Annotated in this window: 2 protein-coding genes; both read left to right on the top strand. The window is 38.3% G+C overall.

Features of this window, described 5'->3' with window-relative positions; all coding sequences use genetic code 11:
* A partial coding sequence (locus tag A3763_RS28035) for a hypothetical protein (protein ID WP_197482740.1) occupies positions 1–363 on the top strand: 363 nt, incomplete at its 5' end.
* Positions 364–419: 56 nt separating this feature from the next.
* A complete protein-coding gene (locus tag A3763_RS03750; protein WP_068633478.1) occupies positions 420–734 on the top strand; it encodes a hypothetical protein in 315 nt (104 codons plus the stop codon).
* Positions 735–750: the final 16 nt, after the last annotated feature.

The following is a 750-nucleotide window of genomic DNA, read 5'->3' as shown; positions in this document are numbered from 1 at the left end:
GTTAACCTCTCAAGTGACCCTCTTCTTATTACAATAGAGCTAAAAACCATACTCGAATCTAAGGGATATAAAGTAGCTCTTAGTACTGAAGAGTCAGCTAAGGAAGTAACTATTCACGCAGACTCAAACACTGAAACTACATATAAAAATGTTAGTTCCTCGAATAATCGGTATGAGTTAATACTCGGCTATCAACCTATTCAAGATAGAATTAAGCTAATTGTGGCATCTGTAAGGGATCGAGAAAAGAACAAAATTCTAGGTACTTGGCGCTGGTCTTGGAGTCAAATGATCCCGGCTCCTACTATCGAAGGTGCGATTTACCTAGTCGAAGAAAACCTCTTGGCTAAAGTATTTGAATAATAGCTCTCCTTAGGCAGCAATTATCATTTAATCAAAAAAACGGAACAGTAAAAAAGATGCCTATAACCGAAGATGAGTACGAAATAATAACGGATGAGCTGGATTCTGGAGAGTTCTTCGATATTTGCATGGTTGCTAACCAGGCAAATACTTCTGGCCTATTTGATGAATTAGATAATATACACAGGCTGTCAAAATCCGCTCTCGACTACTCTTTTGAAGCTGGTACACACGATTCACTTGAAGAGCTTCATAGTGAAGTTCAGGAAGTCTTGAGTGGTGTTGAAGAGTCTTTAGAGGTGCTTGAAAAGATACGCAAAGTCTTAAACAAGGCTGATGAAACTCTTTCTGAAAAACTATACAGCGACTAACTAAACACCGGAAAAA

It is taken from the genome of Oleiphilus sp. HI0128 (assembly GCF_001635365.1).
This window is presented reverse-complemented; position numbering and strand designations above follow the sequence as displayed.